The organism is Halorubrum sp. Atlit-28R (assembly GCF_003665955.1).
Lineage (GTDB): Archaea > Halobacteriota > Halobacteria > Halobacteriales > Haloferacaceae > Halorubrum > Halorubrum tropicale.
The window spans coordinates 1-647 of record NZ_QPLS01000079.1; the positions used below are offsets into that span (position 1 = coordinate 1).

The 647-nt window shown below is 68.2% G+C and carries 1 pseudogene; it reads left to right on the forward strand.

Features of this window, described 5'->3' with window-relative positions:
- Nucleotides 1-215: 215 nt before the first annotated feature.
- A pseudogene (locus tag DVK06_RS16870) lies at nt 216-647 on the forward strand (amidohydrolase); the annotation flags it as partial.

Genomic DNA, 647 nt, shown 5'->3' on the forward strand with positions numbered 1-647 from the left:
GACGACGCCGATTCTCGCCTACGCGGGCCTCTCTATCGGCCTCCAGACCGGGAAGATGAAGGAGGTCAGCTGGAAGCTCGTCCTCGTGGCCGTGTTCGTCTTCTTCGGCACGTTCTTCGGCTCGGCGCTCATCTCGCAGGCCGTGCTGTCCGCACAGGGGATTATCTGATGTCGCGCCTCACGACCGCCCGCCGTCCGCGCCGGGGTGAGACGCGATGACCGACGACCGCGTCGCGGCCCTCAAAGCCCGCGTCTGCGACGCTATTGACGACCGCGCGGACGAGATTATCGACTTCGCGAAGGACGTGCAGGCCGAACCGGAACTCGGCTACAAGGAGGTGAAGACGACCGAGAAGGTCGTCTCGCTGTTCGAAGACCTCGACCTCGACGTGGAGACGGAGCTGGCGATTACCGGCGCTCGCGCCCGAGCGGGGTCGGGCGACTTCGTCGCGGCCGTCCTCGGCGAACTCGACGCGCTCGTCAACCCGGACCACCCGATGGCGGACCCCGAGACCGGCGCGGTCCACGCCTGCGGCCACAACGCCCAACTCGCAAACCTCGTGGGGACCGCCTTTGGCCTCGTCGGAAGCGGCGTCGTGGACGACCTCGACGGCGCGGTCGAGTTCGTCGCCGTGCCGGCCGAGGAG